Source organism: Marivirga tractuosa, from assembly GCF_042140215.1.
Taxonomy (GTDB): Bacteria; Bacteroidota; Bacteroidia; order Cytophagales; family Cyclobacteriaceae; genus Marivirga; species Marivirga tractuosa_A.
Window position 1 is genome coordinate 2,012,334 of sequence record NZ_CP159478.1, and the last position, 14,201, is coordinate 2,026,534.

The following is a 14,201-nucleotide window of genomic DNA, read 5'->3' on the forward strand; positions in this document are numbered from 1 at the left end:
TTATTTTCTTTTAATCACTTTTTCAACTGCTGCAATGATATGAGCAGCATCAAGGCCATATTTTTTCATTAACTCATCTGGTTTTCCACTCTCACCAAACTTGTCATTTACGGCAACATACTCTTGAGGAGAAGGGTTATGTTGGGCTAATACTTGCGCCACTGCATCTCCTAATCCACCATTTCGCTGATGCTCCTCAGCAGTTACCACACAGCCGGTTTTTGCTACTGACTGCAAAATTGCTTCTTCATCAATAGGTTTGATAGTATGGATATTGATAAGCTCCACACTGATTCCTTTTTCTCTTAAGATAGCCTCTGCTTCAATTGCTTCCCATACTAAATGGCCGGTGGCAAAAATGGTGACATCAGTTCCTTCGATCATATTGATCGCTTTTCCTATTTCGAACTTCTGATCGTCAGCTGTAAAAACTGGAACTTTTGGTCTACCAAATCTTAAATAGACTGGCCCCTCGTGCTCCGCGATAGCAAGAGTAGCAGCTTTTGTTTGATTATAGTCACACGGATTGATTACCGTCATATTAGGAAGCATTCTCATCATACCTATGTCTTCTAGTATCTGATGAGTGGCTCCATCTTCTCCTAATGTAACTCCTGCATGAGAAGCACAAATCTTCACATTTTTTTCAGAATAAGCGATTGATTGACGAATTTGGTCATAAACCCTTCCTGTTGAGAAATTGGCGAATGTCCCCGTAAAAGGAATTTTACCTCCGATGGTCATTCCTGCTGCCAATCCCATCATATTAGCTTCAGCAATTCCTGTTTGAAAGAATCTATCTGGAAATTCTTTCTGAAATGCGCCCATCTTTAATGAACCGATTAAATCAGCGCATAGTCCAACTACCTGATCATTTTTTCTCCCTGCTTCTAGTAGCCCATCGCCAAAACCTGAACGCGTATCTTTTTTTTCTGTAAATGTAAATTTAGTTTCTGCCATCTTGCTCTAATTAGTAAATTTTAATATTTAGGGTTTGCCCTGACTGTATGTTAAATTCTTTTATTTGGGTGTATTTACTTCCCATTGCTCTATCTGAGCGAAAAACATATTTATATTTTCCAGGTTGTATACCAAAACTGGCTTTCCCACCTCTTAAATCCAATTTTTTGATCCAAGTTTGTTTTCCATCTGAATCAATCGAATATAGACTCCCGATTCCTTTGCTACTGTAATTAATATTAACTCTTCCTGGAGCTGGGATCTCAATATTTTGAGTTTTCCCTTGCATTATAGTAATATTATTGATTTTGATTTTTGGTAGCGTAAGAATTTCAATATCGTAGTTTCCGATTAAATATTTGTCTTCCGATCTTAATGACTGTGTATTAAGTATCTCGGCTTGGGATGATTTTCTAACAAGAACTTGTACGTCTTTATCATATTCGGACGTGTTTTCCTGTATTACTTTTAAAGCGCCTTGAGGTGTTCGGATTTTAATGATATTATGAGTGCCACCCTTGAGAAAGACATCCCGTTTAGCAACTGGTGGGACAGTGTTAACCACAACATCATAGCTTAAGACAGGATCTACTTCTACTGTGTCAGGTTGGCCATTTTGATCTCTGTAGTGTATAAAATCAAATTCTGATATCCCAGTGAATGTATTGATAAAGGAAACATTTACATCTGTCTCCACTGGTCTACCTCTCTGATCTAATAGTTCGACACTGGCCGTGGTTTCACTTAATGATTGATTTAAAATTCCATTCAGGACAGTTCTGAATGCATTAATATTTTTTGCGTTAAAATATTCCCCCATACAATCGAATTCGGACGCAAATTTTTCTTCCATACCTAAACCAATTACAAATGGTCGTAAGAAGATATCTTTTTTCTGTAGCGCCAAAGAAACTGCACAGGGGTTGCCATCACAGGATTCTATACCATCAGTAATAATGATGATGATGTTTCGGTAATTATTGTCTCTGGGAAAGTCATTTGCAGACTGTTCCAATGAATAAGCAATCGGGGTAGTCCCTTTTGGGTAGATATATTTTAATCGATCGATGATGCGATCATTATTATTTGGTGCAAATGGGATCTCTAATTTGGTATCCTTACAATTGCGCTCTTTGGCCGGTGTTAAGTGTCCATAAGGCCGTAATGCTAGTTCAATTTTATCATTTACTCTTAAAGAATCTACCAAATCAGTCAATACTCTTTTAGCAGCATCTATTCTTAGTTCATTTCCCCATGGTGCCAGCATGCTACCCGAAGCATCAAACAAAAATAGGATCCTTGTTTTTTCAGGGATACTTTGTTCCACTCTTTGCGATTTTGCACTGTGCAAAGCAAAGAATAGAAGCAGAAATGATATGATAATTTTATTTTTCATTCAGTCAATGTAAGCGTCAAGTGTATTCTTGACGCTTTTAATTGTACTTTAATAATCCCCTAATGTTTCTTCCAACTGAGAAAGGGCATCAGCTAATTGATCGTCATTTGGTGCAACACCATGCCATTTATGAGTACCAACCATGAAGTCAACTCCAAAGCCCATTTCAGTTTTCATTAAATTTAAAATTGGTTTTCCTTTTCCAGTTAAGCTTTTTGCATGTTCTAAAGATTTCACGATCTCCTCCATGTTATTTCCATTGCTTTCAATAACTTCCCATCCAAAAGCCTGCCATTTAGCTTTTAAGTCTTTCAGATCCATTACTTCTGTTATAGGACCGTCAATTTGTTGTCCATTATAATCAACAGTAGCAATAATATTATCCACTTTATGATGGGCTCCATACATGGCGGCCTCCCAGATTTGACCTTCTTGTAATTCACCATCACCCATTAGAACATAAACTAAATTATCTTCATTATTTAGTTTTTTGGTTTGTGCAGCGCCTAATGCGGCAGATAAACCTTGACCTAATGAACCAGATGCAATTCTAATACCAGGAAGGTTTTCTTCAGTAGTTGGATGTCCTTGCAAACGACTATCGATTTTTCTGAAAGTGTTTAATTCTGATGTTTCGAAATATCCACTTCTAGCTAAAACACTATACCAAACAGGAGAAATATGACCGTTGGATAAGAAGAATAAGTCCTCGTTTTTGGCATCCATGTTGAATTCAACATTATGCTTAAGAATGTGAAAATATAATGCTACAAAAAAATCTGTGCATCCTAAAGAGCCTCCTGGATGACCAGAATTAACTGCATGAACCATCCTAACGATGTCTCTCCTTACTTGAGAAGCTATTTTTTCAAGCTCTTGAATGTTTGCCTGACTTGCCATTGATTATGAATTTAAAATTTGTGCTGTATGTTCTTTTGTTTTTACTTTCTGAATGATATCCTCAATCTTACCTTCTTTATCAATAACAAAGGTAGTGCGAAGTGTTCCCATATAGGTTTTTCCGTACATTTTTTTCTCACCCCATGTACCATATAAATTATGGACGGTATGGTCTTCATCTGCAATTAAAGGAAAAGGTAATTTTTGCTTCTCAATAAATTTTTGATGTGATTTTTCTGAGTCCTGACTCACTCCCAAAACTACATATCCTTGTTTTTGAAGCTCTTCGTAATTGTCTCTTAAATTACAAGCCTGAGCAGTGCAACCAGGAGTATTATCTTTAGGATAAAAGTATAGCACTACTTTTTTACCTTTAAAGTCACTCAATTTTATTTCATTACCATCTTGGTTCTTAGCATTGAAATCAGGTGCCTTATCTCCTATATTCAGTTCCATATTATTTATAATTTAGTGTTATAATTGGTTTCGTTTCCAGCATTATCCTTGACTGTTATTATTAAATTACCAGTCTTGGTAATTTCTTCAATAGGCCAATCTATCCAAATCAAATTATCTTTTGGTTCATATTTCATTAGAATCCATTCACCATTTAAGAATGCTTCAAATGATTTAATACCTGATAATTTATCATCAATTATATAACCATATTTCTTTTTACTCTCTTTTACTAATGGAGGAGTTGTATCTGTTAAAATGGTATAATCAGCTAAATCTCTTGTGCTGAATATCAATTTTTCATTTTTCCATTCACCACCAGTGAATGAAAAATTACCTGAATCATCTGTTTTGTAAACATGACTTTTATCTTGATTGTAGTGCTTTTTGCTAGGCATTAATTCAATTTCTATTGAACTTTTCAGTGGGGAAGTGATAGGCCCTAAGGAAAAAACTTCAAGTGAGTCTGTTGATTTAATTTCATAAGCTGTTTCCAAGTAAAGTGTGTCAAATAAAGAATATGGGCTAAATTCAATGTTCATTTTTTCAGTTGATATAGCTTTACTTTCCTTAGGTATTATTTCATGAATTGATTGCAAGTTCATGCCTTTATCACAATTTAACACTGATTCTGGTATACCTTTTTTTAAATCCCATAAATATATTGCCGTGGTATTTAAGAAATAATTAGGCTTTAATGATTCTATCTCTCCATTAAGGTTTAGGTTTAGTTCTTCACTTTCATCTTCGCAATTGTAATTTGTAAATACTTTAAGGATATCACCTTCTATTTTATAATCGATCTCATCTAATTCAAAATCTATTGACTCCTTAATGAATTTATCGCCTTCTTTTCCTTGAATTATTAATTCTAATGTACTCATATTTTCATAAGGGTCGTACATATTAATTTCTATGTTGTATGTTTTTCCATTTTCAATTTTAAGTGTTCCATCTTCATTTAGGGTCTCGTAAAATTTCAGCCTATTACCATCATCTATGTATAATTTATGATATCTGGGGCCTTTCACCTTCTTCACATCATATGGGTAATGAACCAAAATATGTCTTTGTAAACTAAAACTCATTACATCAATATCTTGCTTGAAATGAGTTTCACCATTTACTTTCATTTCAATAATACTAATCCCATTTTTATTAGCTGAACCATTCAGTTTGTCATGTCCCCATAGTTCAAGCCCAATGTTTCCAATTGCTTTAACAGTGTCTATGGCCTTATAATTAAAGCCATTTCTATTTATTCTGATATCGGCCCAGTCATATTTATTGAATACCCTAGCGTTAATATTCATGGGTCTTATGGCAAAACCTTGTAAAATAGGAGGGATATTATCTCTTACTTCATCAAAACCGTAATGCAGGGGGTTTAATACTCTTTGCTGAGAATCTCTAATTTCAAAATGAAGATGAGGTCCCAATGATCCGCCTGTATTTCCTGACAATCCTATCACTTCTTGCGACTTAAAAGCGAATTGGTAGGGCTTTGGGAATAACTCTATTTCAAACTTTTGATTTTTATATTGTTCTTTTTTAACAAATTCTTGAATATCTGGAGCAAATTCTTCTAAATGAGCATATACCGAGGTATTCCCATCGGGATGTAACATATAAAGTGCATTTCCATAACCTGAGGATGAAACTTTAATTCTTGTAATATAACCTCTTTTAGTAGCGTGAACAGGTTCTCCAATTTTACCACCTGTTTTTATATCAATTCCTGCATGAAAATGAGAAGACCTTAATTCGCCCATAGTACCTGAAAGGAAGTTGCTTTTATTTGGTCGGATTGGAAAAGTATAAGGGTCAGAGTTTTGAGCTAGCACCCCTAGAGGTAAGCTGAGGAAAAATATAAGTAATGTTATTTTGTTTTTATTTAATCTCAAAATCTAATAATTTTTGGTTTTCTATGAATCCTTCCAATTTGTCACCAATAGAAACTGGCCCTACACCTTTTGGCGTACCTGTAAAAATAATATCTCCAGTCTTTAAAGTGAAGAATTTGGATAAATAAGAAACTATATAATCTATTGAGAAAATCATCATAGATGAATTTCCTTCTTGTTTAAGTTGATTATTTAGCTTCAATGAGAATCTAATATCTTTCAAATCCTCAAACTCTTCTTTCTCAATCCACTTTGAAACAGGGGCAGAACCATTAAAGCCTTTGGCAATGTCCCAAGGTAAGCCTTTTTCTTTGGCTTTTGATTGTAAATCCCTAGCAGTAAAATCTATTCCTAACCCAATTTTGTCATAGTATTTGTGAGCATGTTCTTCTTTTACGAATTTACCTTCTTTACAAATTCTAATAACTAACTCTACCTCATAATGAATATCATTACTGAAAGGAGGATAATAGAATGGATCGTTGTTTTTTAGAAGAGCAGTATCTGGCTTGGTGAAAATTACAGGCTCATTAGGGCGCTCATTTTCAAGCTCTTTAATGTGTTCTACATAATTTCTACCAATAGCCAATATCTTCATATGAGGAAATTTTATGCAAAAATATGTTTTCTTTTAACTATAAAAATGAAAGCAACGTTAAATATTAAAGAAAATCTTTTAGATTGTATTTAAGAGGTTTTAAACTGTAATTTTACCATTCAAATTTTAAACAAACTGGTTATGAAAAAAATATTGAGCTTATTAATTCTTGTAACTGTCTTATTGGCCTGCAAGAAGGTTCCATTGACTGATAGAAATCAATTTAATGTAATTCCCAATAGTCAATTGAATTCCTCCAGTTTTTCTTCATATGATCAAGTTCTGAAGGAAAGTAAATTATCATCAAATACTGGTCAAACTGAGATGGTTCGAAATGTTGGAAATAGAATCAAGAATGCGGTGGAAGTTTATCTAAAGGAAAATAAATTAGAAGACGCCACTGAAGGCTTTAAATGGGAATTTAATTTATTAGCTGAAAATATAGTGAATGCATGGTGTATGCCTGGAGGTAAAGTAGCTTTTTATGAAGGTATTTTACCTGTTTGTAAAGATGAAGCAGGAATAGCAGTAGTGATGGGCCACGAAGTTGCGCATGCTATTGCTAAACATGGTGGAGAGCGTATGAGTCAAGCATTAGCCCAACAAGCAGGTGGAATGGCATTAAGTATTGCCCTTCAGCAACAACCAGAACAAACTCAAGCTTTAGCTATGGCAGCTTATACAGGAGGGAGCACAGTTTTGGGTGTTTTACCATTTAGTAGATTACACGAATCCGAAGCTGATGAATTGGGTATAAAATTTATGGCATTAGCAGGTTATGATCCTGCCGAAGCTCCAAAATTTTGGAAAAGAATGAAAGCACAATCAGGGGGAGCTCCACCAGAATTTTTAAGTACTCACCCTAGCAGTGATACTCGAATTAAGGATTTAAATAAATTACTTCCTGAAGCTAATAAGTATTATGCCAAAAGCAATAAAGCGACAAATAATGTTATTCCAAATCTAAGTAATATCTCTACTTCAACTACTGAAAAAAGTGAAGATAAAAAGAAATTGAAAATGAAAATTGGAAATTAATATGGAACAAAATTCTGATTCTAATAATAAAGGCACATCTAGTTAGTTGTGCCTTTATTATTTAACTATCGTAACAAATCTAATTGACTAAGCGAATGGGGTCTGTTTGAATAGTGTTACTTTTATTTCCTGCTCTATCTAAAATATAGACTTCCAAATACATAGGATAATCCCTAAATATGGCTTGAAAGCCAACACTTTTCATTTCATAAGTTAAAGAACCGTTTAAAGGTCGCTCATAGCTTTCTGTATTTAGGATAGGAAACCTACCATGAAAAGATTGATAAAAGCCTGGTTCTGTTTCCCATTCAAATTGTATAAAATCATTTCTTCCAGGTGGTTGGTAATAAAAATCTACATATATATTAAAGTGGCGTTCATTAAAACGAACTAAGATAGTATCATTCACCAATAATGTATTGTTTATTATAACAGAGTCGGAGGCTATGTAATAATCATAAAAATTAAATTCTGGTAATTCTGGAGAGCTGCCAAAATATATTAACTCCCTTTCCTCATTTAATGGAATATCAAATAGATTGTATGGTTGATCAATTTCACTGTTTCTCAATCCTAAATCGCCATCACCATCTTCAAATGAAATACTCACACTGATTACATCTTGATTTAATGGCTGTCCACTGGCTGATGTATCAGTTATTTGACTGAATTGGATGTCTTCAAATTCGATTGAAGGCACATCTTGAAACTCTGGTGGAGTTGGACATGCCGTAAGGATTGTCAAAAATCCTATAATTATAATAGAATTAAATATGAGATGCCGTGCCTTATTTTTAATATTGTAGTGCATAATTATATTCAGAATGTCAGAAAGAGAACGCTTTTTAAAGCAATTTGATGCCCTAAATGTTGAAAATTTTCAGGATTTTGCTTTAGCGCTTTTCCAGTACCAAAGTAAATACAATTTAGTTTATAAAAAATATATTGATGCCTTAAATATCAATTGCAGTTCAATTGATGATTTAAGGGCTATTCCTTTTCTTCCTATTGAATTTTTTAAGCAACACAAAGTGATCACCCAATTTAAAGATTTTATAAATCATGCAGCGATTTTCGAAAGTAGCGGAACGGGTTCAGGAATAAGCAGTAAACATTATGTTCCCGATTTAAATCATTATTTAAATCATGCTCAGAATATTTTTGAAAGTCATTATGCTAAGCTTGAGGATTATGTAATATTAGCACTTTTACCTTCTTATTTAGAGCGTAAAGGCTCTTCTTTAGTAGCTATGGTTGATGATTTTATCAAAAAAACCAAATCTCCAGATTCAGGTTTTTATTTGTATGATTTAAAAGAATTGATTAAAAAAGTGGAGAAACTTAAAGCTAATTCTAATAAGAAGAAAGTAATAATATGGGGTGTGAGTTTTGCTCTTTTGGATTTAGCGGAAAATTATAAAGTTGATTTTTCTGATTGTATAGTAATGGAAACGGGAGGGATGAAAGGAAGGCGGAAGGAAATTACGAGAGAAGAATTGCATGGGATTTTATGTGAAGGCTTAAATGTTAATACAATTCACTCAGAGTATGGAATGACGGAATTATTATCTCAAAGCTATAGTAAGGGTAAAGGTTTATTTACACCTTCTAAAAGTATGAAAATAATGGTCAGAGAGGTAAATGATCCTTTCGATGTCAAATATGCAGATAAAAGGAGCGGGGGTTTGAATGTAATCGACTTAGCCAATATTGATAGTTGTGCTTTTATCGAAACTCAGGATGTCGGATTGGTGAATGAAGATGGAAGCTTTAAAGTGTTAGGTCGTTTCGATAATTCGGATATCAGGGGATGCAATTTGATGATGTTTTGAGTCTAGTCAGTATCAAGTAGCAAGTATCTAGAAAATTACCTCAACACCCCAAAATTTCCAAACCTCAAAACCTATAAACCCAACAACTCCTTAGCACTTTGAATAGCTGATTCACTAGGGTTTTCACCCCCAATCATTTTGGCAATTTCTAAGGATCTTTCGTTTTCATCCAACAACTTGATTTTGCTGACGGATTTATCTGCAGAATTATCTTTGTAAACAAAATAATGTTGGTGTCCTTTGGCTGCAATTTGCGGTAAATGACTAATGGTGATAACCTGGTGGTTTTCAGCCATTTTCTGCATCATGTTTACCATTTTAATGGCAACTTCCCCAGAAATACCAGTATCAATTTCATCGAAAATGATGGTAGGCATCGCAATTTTATCTGCCATTATATATTTAATGGCAAACATTAAACGTGAAAATTCACCCCCTGAAGCTACATTTTTCAAATTCTGAGGAGCCACACCTTTATTGGCACTAAATAAAATTTTGATATCGTCTATACCGCTTTTGTCATGTGGTTTTGCTTTATTATCAATTTTAACTACGGCATCTTCCATTCCAAGGCCTGCTAATAAAGCACGCAATTCGTTTTCAAGTTTTTCAAAGTGTTTTATTCTTTGCTTGCTTATCTCCTTTGCTTTTTTATCCGTTTCTGCATAAGCTTCATCAACTGCTTTTTGCAATTTCAATTCACTCCCCTCAGCATCTTGAACGGCTAATAATTTATCTTCTAAATCTGTTTTTATTTTAAGTAAATCCTCAACTGAGTCAACATGATGCTTTTGTTGCAAAGAATAAATAAGACTTAGTCGTTCTTGTGTTTGTTGTAATTCTTCAGGTTGGTGTTCAAATTCATTAGCTGTTATTTCCAGTTCTTTTGCTATATCCTGAATTTCAATAAAACTGCTATTTAATCTTTCGGATAATTCTTGAAAATTCTTACCATAAGATTGAATGGCTTTAAGGCTTTCAGTTGCCTGATGTAAGTTATGAATGGCGGCAAGTTCCTGCCCGTCTACAAGCTGGTAGGCTTCAGTTAATTTAAGTTTAATCAACTCGCCATTTTCTAAGACTTCTAATTTCTCCTCTAATTCCTCCTGTTCGCCATTTTTAATTTGTGCTTTGTCTAATTCATCAAAAAGGAATTGATTGAAATCCTTTTCTTGTTGCATCTGAGCAGCACTTTCTTTAAAACTTTGTAAGCTATTTTTAGCTTTTACATAAGCCGAAAATGCGGATTGATAATTTTTAAGGGCTTCAATTGTTCCCGAATAAGCATCAATAATTCTTAATTGGAAATCTTGGTCACCTATTAATAAAGTTTCATGCTGAGAGTGTACATCCATCAGATGATTCCCAAGATTCTTTAGAATATCTAGAGTAACTGGCGTATCGTTTATAAAGGCTCTTGATTTTCCGCTAGCACTTATTTCCCTTCTAATGAAACATTCCTTATCATAATCTAAATCTTCTGACTCAAAAAAGGAATTTAGGTTATACTCTCCAATATCAAATATTCCCTCAACAACACATTTAGTATCGGAAGAGTAAAGTACTTTTGTGTCTGCTCTTTTTCCCAATAATAAACCTACGGCTCCTAACATAATAGACTTTCCTGCCCCTGTTTCACCTGTAATGGTGTTAAGGTTTGGAGATGGGTTTATATTAAGTTCTTGGATTAAGGCGTAATTTTTAATCAAAAGCTTTTGAAGCATATTGGCACTAGGTTTTTATCGCAGGGCTAATTTACTTAAAATTTGTGGATAGTAAATTCTTTCTCATTCAGCATTAAGAAAAATTTTACTAAATATTAAAAATGTTAACTAGTAGGGGATTTACACCGTTTATTTGATCATGACCTCATATCGGTCAGAATTTGCAGGAGAAATATCTCTCATGATTTCATAAGCTTTTCTCCTTAAAGCTAAATCGCCTTCAGTAAAAATCTGAACAATTTCATCTGCTTTTGATCTAATTAAAAGCGTTATAAATTGTGAATTGGGATTAAGTTTGTAGGCTTTTTGTATATTTTCTAATGCTTCTACAATAGCTTTCCGAGCCTCTGCTGGATCTTTTTCCATCTTATCTAATCCCTTTCTATAGTACAAATAGAGACCTTTTCTTACTGGTTCTAGTTGAGAGTTCAGGGCAGATTGAACCAAAGAATACCTGCTTTCCATACTACCAAATTGCTCCCATCCTGGTTTAAAACCTTGCTGTTGTGCTGATCTTGCAATGTTTAAAGCTTCTTCATAATATCGCTGTCCTCCTAATTCAGAATAGGAGTCATAATCCATTCCCAATAAGAAATTTGCATAAAAGGCTAAAATACTTACCAAGTTTTCATTAAAACTATTTTGGGTATAAATTAGGGGTTGAGATTCAGTATAATCAAAGAGTAAATTATTTTCTGATTCCGCTATTTCAATCATGATGGACTCATAATTACTATTATAGACTGGCCTAAATAACTGTATTTGCATTTGTGCCTTATATCTACCAGTCCTTGGGATATCCCTTATGTTGATTGCCATTACACCCTTTAGCCTTTCGAAAAGCTCAAGGTCTTCTTCTATCCATTTAGTTTCATTAATGAATTGTCTAAAAGCATTTTCCATATCTCTGAATACTCTGGTTTCAGAAGTGTTTGCAGAAGATGCATCTACCTTAATTTGAAAAAATAAATCTTGAGCACTAAGAGAATTGAAGGCAAAAATTGATATAAAAAGGGTTAGAATGATTTTATTCATTTCTCAAGTTATGGATTTGATTCAATATAATTTTTGCTACTTCTGTTTTAGCTAATAATTCTGATTCTTCTACTAGTCCTTTTTGACTATAGATTTTCACCTTATTTGTATTATGTCCAAAAGCAGCATTTTTATCTCTAAGACTATTAAGAACGACTAAATCGAAGTTTTTATTTTCCAGTTTCTTAATTGCATTGGCTTCTTCGTTTTCAGTTTCTAATGCAAAGCCTATGTTGAGTTGGTGTTTTTGTTTCTTTTTTCCTAAAGACTTGGCTATATCAATGGTCTTTTCCATCTCTATCGTCATGTCTTCGTCTTTCTTTTTTATTTTTTCTTTAGCTATTGATTTTGGTCTATAATCAGCAACGGCTGCTGCAAATACGGCAATTTCTGCACTATTATAATGTTTTTTAGCTTCTTCATACATTTCTTGAGCTGACTTAACTTTAATCAAATTTGAAATACCTGAAGGAGGCTCGAGTGAAGACGGGCCAGAAATAAGTGTGACATCTGCTCCCTGATTTACAAATTCTTTTGCAATTGCATATCCCATTTTTCCAGATGAGTGATTGCCTATAAATCGTACTGGGTCTATAGCTTCATGTGTTGGACCAGCTGTAATGATTACTTTTTTATCTTTAAAGTTTTTTTTTAAAGACAAGATACTTTCAATTTCTTTTACTAAAACTTCAGGCTCTTGCATTCTGCCTTGTCCTTCTAACCCACTAGCTAATTCTCCAGAAGCAGCCTGGATAATGGTATTACCAAAGGATTCAAGCTTTTTGAGATTTTCAATAGTGGTAGGATGCTGATACATGTCCAAATCCATAGCAGGAGCAAAAGCGATTGGACATTTAGCTGAAAGATAGGTTGCTAACAATAGGTTATCGCATATACCATTTGCACATTTTGCAATTGTATTTGCTGAGGCTGGAGCGATTATTATTAAATCTGCCCATAAACCTAAATTAACATGATTATTCCATTCACCAGTTTCGTTTTTAACAAATCTTGAAAGAACTGGCTTTTGGCTTAGAGTACTTAAAGTAAGTGGTGTGATAAATTCTTTCGCATCATCAGTCATGATGATTTGAACTTCAGCACCTGCTTTAAGCAACAAACGGGTTAATATTGCAGTTTTATAAGCTGCAATACTACCCGTTATTCCTAAAATTATTTTTTTACCTTGGAGCATTTCCAGGCTTATTTATCCTCTTCTTCTCTTTTTCGGTAGTAAACTTTACCTTCTAAGAATTCTTCCATTGCCATAATTGTTGGCTTAGGCATTCTTTCATAGAATTTAGAGATTTCAATTTGCTCTCTGTTTTCAAATATTTCTTCAAGATTGTCAACAGTTGAAGCAAATTCAGCTAGCTTATTGCTCAACTCCTCTTTCACAGTACTTGAAATTTGACGAGCTCTTTTTGAAGCTACCACAACTGTTTGATAGATATTATCTGTATCTTTTACCAATTCAGCAGTGTCTCTAGTTGTTATTGATGGATTTGCCATATTTATTTATGAATTTAATTTTCTAATTTGATCTAAACATTTTTCGTAAATGTCTTCTGCTTTTTTTGAATACTTACTGTCTTGGTAAGTTTCTATAAAATTTTCGTAAAACGCTATTGCTTCTAAGTATCTTTCTTTCTTAACAGAGTAAATACTTACTTCTGCTAAATTAAACATTGCTTCAATTTCTAAATACTGGATTTCTTCAGTAAACTGAGATCCAGGGAAATCATCTTGAAAATTATCAAATTCTACCAAAGCAGCTTTAAGATATTCTCCAGTCATGAATTTCTTCAAATCATAATATAGTAAAGCTTTTTCATAAGCTTTTCGTTCCAATTTTGATCGCAATTGACTTAACGCTGCATCTGCCTTAGGGACGAACTCAGAATTTGGGAAAAGGTTTATAAACCCTTGTAAAGCTGTAATGGCTTCTTTTGAAGAAGCTTGGTCAAGGTTATATCTTGGAGAGTCTTGAAATAAAGAATAACCAAACATAAATCTAGCTTCTTCAGCAAATTGACTTCTGTTAAAAGTATCATAAAAAGTTTTGAAATAATGAGAGGCTAATAAATATTGTTCTTGGTAATAGTATGTATAACCATAATAGAAATTAGCAATTTCTGCTTTTTCAGAACCTTTAATAATAGGCAATATCTGTTCCAGAAGAACATTGGCTCTATAATATTCACCTTGCTCATAATAATTTATAGCAGCATCATATTTTTTTTCCCAGTCATCACTTTTTCGTAGCTTTCTAAAGTCGCTACAAGCCGTGATTAGTACTGTTAAAAGAGTAAGTAGTATTAAATTTCTGTACGAATTTCGCATAAGGGTGCAAATATA

The 14,201-nt window shown here is 33.7% G+C and carries 14 protein-coding genes; 2 read left to right on the forward strand and 12 right to left on the reverse strand.

What is annotated here, in order from left to right:
• From ABWH96_RS09185 to ABWH96_RS09210, 6 genes are read right to left on the reverse strand one after another with little or no spacing between them, the layout of a single operon-like run.
• Entirely contained in the window at positions 1–960 is a 960-nt protein-coding gene (locus ABWH96_RS09185; RefSeq protein WP_375581158.1) for a transketolase family protein, read from the reverse strand.
• Between the two features lie 10 nt (positions 961–970).
• Positions 971–2,356 (reverse strand): VWA domain-containing protein, encoded by a 1,386-nt coding sequence (locus tag ABWH96_RS09190; protein ID WP_375581159.1) that lies wholly within the window; start codon positions 2,354–2,356, stop codon positions 971–973.
• A gap of 48 nt (positions 2,357–2,404) precedes the next feature.
• Complete coding sequence (locus ABWH96_RS09195) at positions 2,405–3,256, reverse strand: transketolase (RefSeq protein ID WP_375581160.1); 852 nt, start codon at positions 3,254–3,256, stop codon at positions 2,405–2,407.
• A 3-nt stretch (positions 3,257–3,259) separates the two neighbouring features.
• On the reverse strand, positions 3,260–3,712 hold the full coding sequence (gene bcp, locus ABWH96_RS09200; protein ID WP_375581161.1) for a thioredoxin-dependent thiol peroxidase: 453 nt from the start codon (positions 3,710–3,712) through the stop codon (positions 3,260–3,262).
• Positions 3,713–3,717: 5 nt separating this feature from the next.
• Positions 3,718–5,616 carry a M23 family metallopeptidase gene (locus tag ABWH96_RS09205; protein WP_375581162.1) on the reverse strand — a complete coding sequence of 633 codons (1,899 nt, stop codon included), beginning with the start codon at positions 5,614–5,616 and terminating at the stop codon, positions 3,718–3,720.
• Entirely contained in the window at positions 5,603–6,214 is a 612-nt protein-coding gene (locus ABWH96_RS09210) for a fumarylacetoacetate hydrolase family protein (protein WP_375581163.1), read from the reverse strand. Before ABWH96_RS09210 ends, ABWH96_RS09205 begins: the two co-directional genes overlap by 14 nt.
• A 141-nt stretch (positions 6,215–6,355) precedes the next feature.
• Here ABWH96_RS09210 and ABWH96_RS09215 point away from each other — a divergent pair, with 141 nt between their 5' ends.
• Positions 6,356–7,252, forward strand: coding sequence for a M48 family metallopeptidase (locus ABWH96_RS09215; RefSeq protein ID WP_375581164.1), 897 nt, complete (start codon positions 6,356–6,358; stop codon positions 7,250–7,252).
• 79 nt (positions 7,253–7,331) lie between these two features.
• On the opposite strand, the gene ABWH96_RS09220 is transcribed toward ABWH96_RS09215, so the two are convergent.
• A complete protein-coding gene (locus ABWH96_RS09220) occupies positions 7,332–8,063 on the reverse strand; it encodes a hypothetical protein (RefSeq protein ID WP_375581165.1) in 732 nt (243 codons plus the stop codon).
• 13 nt (positions 8,064–8,076) lie between these two features.
• Here ABWH96_RS09220 and ABWH96_RS09225 point away from each other — a divergent pair, with 13 nt between their 5' ends.
• Positions 8,077–9,084 (forward strand): acyl transferase, encoded by a 1,008-nt coding sequence (locus tag ABWH96_RS09225; RefSeq protein WP_375581166.1) that lies wholly within the window; start codon positions 8,077–8,079, stop codon positions 9,082–9,084.
• 71 nt (positions 9,085–9,155) lie between these two features.
• Here ABWH96_RS09225 and recN read toward each other — a convergent pair whose 3' ends face one another.
• The 5 genes from recN to ABWH96_RS09250 form a co-directional block, all read right to left on the reverse strand.
• A complete protein-coding gene (gene recN / locus ABWH96_RS09230) occupies positions 9,156–10,808 on the reverse strand; it encodes a DNA repair protein RecN (RefSeq protein WP_375581167.1) in 1,653 nt (550 codons plus the stop codon).
• Between the two features lie 129 nt (positions 10,809–10,937).
• Positions 10,938–11,843, reverse strand: a complete 906-nt coding sequence (locus ABWH96_RS09235; protein WP_375581168.1) for a DUF4835 family protein — start codon at positions 11,841–11,843, stop codon at positions 10,938–10,940.
• Positions 11,836–13,038, reverse strand: coding sequence for a bifunctional phosphopantothenoylcysteine decarboxylase/phosphopantothenate--cysteine ligase CoaBC (gene coaBC, locus ABWH96_RS09240; RefSeq protein WP_375581169.1), 1,203 nt, complete (start codon positions 13,036–13,038; stop codon positions 11,836–11,838). The genes ABWH96_RS09235 and coaBC overlap by 8 nt, the downstream gene beginning before the upstream one ends.
• Before the next feature lie 8 nt (positions 13,039–13,046).
• Entirely contained in the window at positions 13,047–13,355 is a 309-nt protein-coding gene (locus ABWH96_RS09245; protein WP_375581170.1) for a DNA-directed RNA polymerase subunit omega, read from the reverse strand.
• Between the two features lie 6 nt (positions 13,356–13,361).
• On the reverse strand, positions 13,362–14,186 hold the full coding sequence (locus ABWH96_RS09250; protein WP_375581171.1) for an outer membrane protein assembly factor BamD: 825 nt from the start codon (positions 14,184–14,186) through the stop codon (positions 13,362–13,364).
• Positions 14,187–14,201 lie beyond the last annotated feature (15 nt).

Coding starts and splice junctions, on each gene's coding strand:
- ABWH96_RS09185 (WP_375581158.1), bottom strand. CDS start 960: ATGGCAGAAACTAAATTTACATTTACAGAAAAAAAAGATACGCGTTCA.
- bcp (WP_375581161.1), bottom strand. CDS start 3,712: ATGGAACTGAATATAGGAGATAAGGCACCTGATTTCAATGCTAAGAAC.
- ABWH96_RS09250 (WP_375581171.1), bottom strand. CDS start 14,186: ATGCGAAATTCGTACAGAAATTTAATACTACTTACTCTTTTAACAGTA.
- ABWH96_RS09220 (WP_375581165.1), bottom strand. CDS start 8,063: ATGCACTACAATATTAAAAATAAGGCACGGCATCTCATATTTAATTCT.
- recN (WP_375581167.1), bottom strand. CDS start 10,808: ATGCTTCAAAAGCTTTTGATTAAAAATTACGCCTTAATCCAAGAACTT.
- ABWH96_RS09215 (WP_375581164.1), top strand. CDS start 6,356: ATGAAAAAAATATTGAGCTTATTAATTCTTGTAACTGTCTTATTGGCC.
- coaBC (WP_375581169.1), bottom strand. CDS start 13,038: ATGCTCCAAGGTAAAAAAATAATTTTAGGAATAACGGGTAGTATTGCA.
- ABWH96_RS09235 (WP_375581168.1), bottom strand. CDS start 11,843: ATGAATAAAATCATTCTAACCCTTTTTATATCAATTTTTGCCTTCAAT.
- ABWH96_RS09245 (WP_375581170.1), bottom strand. CDS start 13,355: ATGGCAAATCCATCAATAACAACTAGAGACACTGCTGAATTGGTAAAA.
- ABWH96_RS09190 (WP_375581159.1), bottom strand. CDS start 2,356: ATGAAAAATAAAATTATCATATCATTTCTGCTTCTATTCTTTGCTTTG.
- ABWH96_RS09195 (WP_375581160.1), bottom strand. CDS start 3,256: ATGGCAAGTCAGGCAAACATTCAAGAGCTTGAAAAAATAGCTTCTCAA.
- ABWH96_RS09225 (WP_375581166.1), top strand. CDS start 8,077: ATGTCAGAAAGAGAACGCTTTTTAAAGCAATTTGATGCCCTAAATGTT.
- ABWH96_RS09210 (WP_375581163.1), bottom strand. CDS start 6,214: ATGAAGATATTGGCTATTGGTAGAAATTATGTAGAACACATTAAAGAG.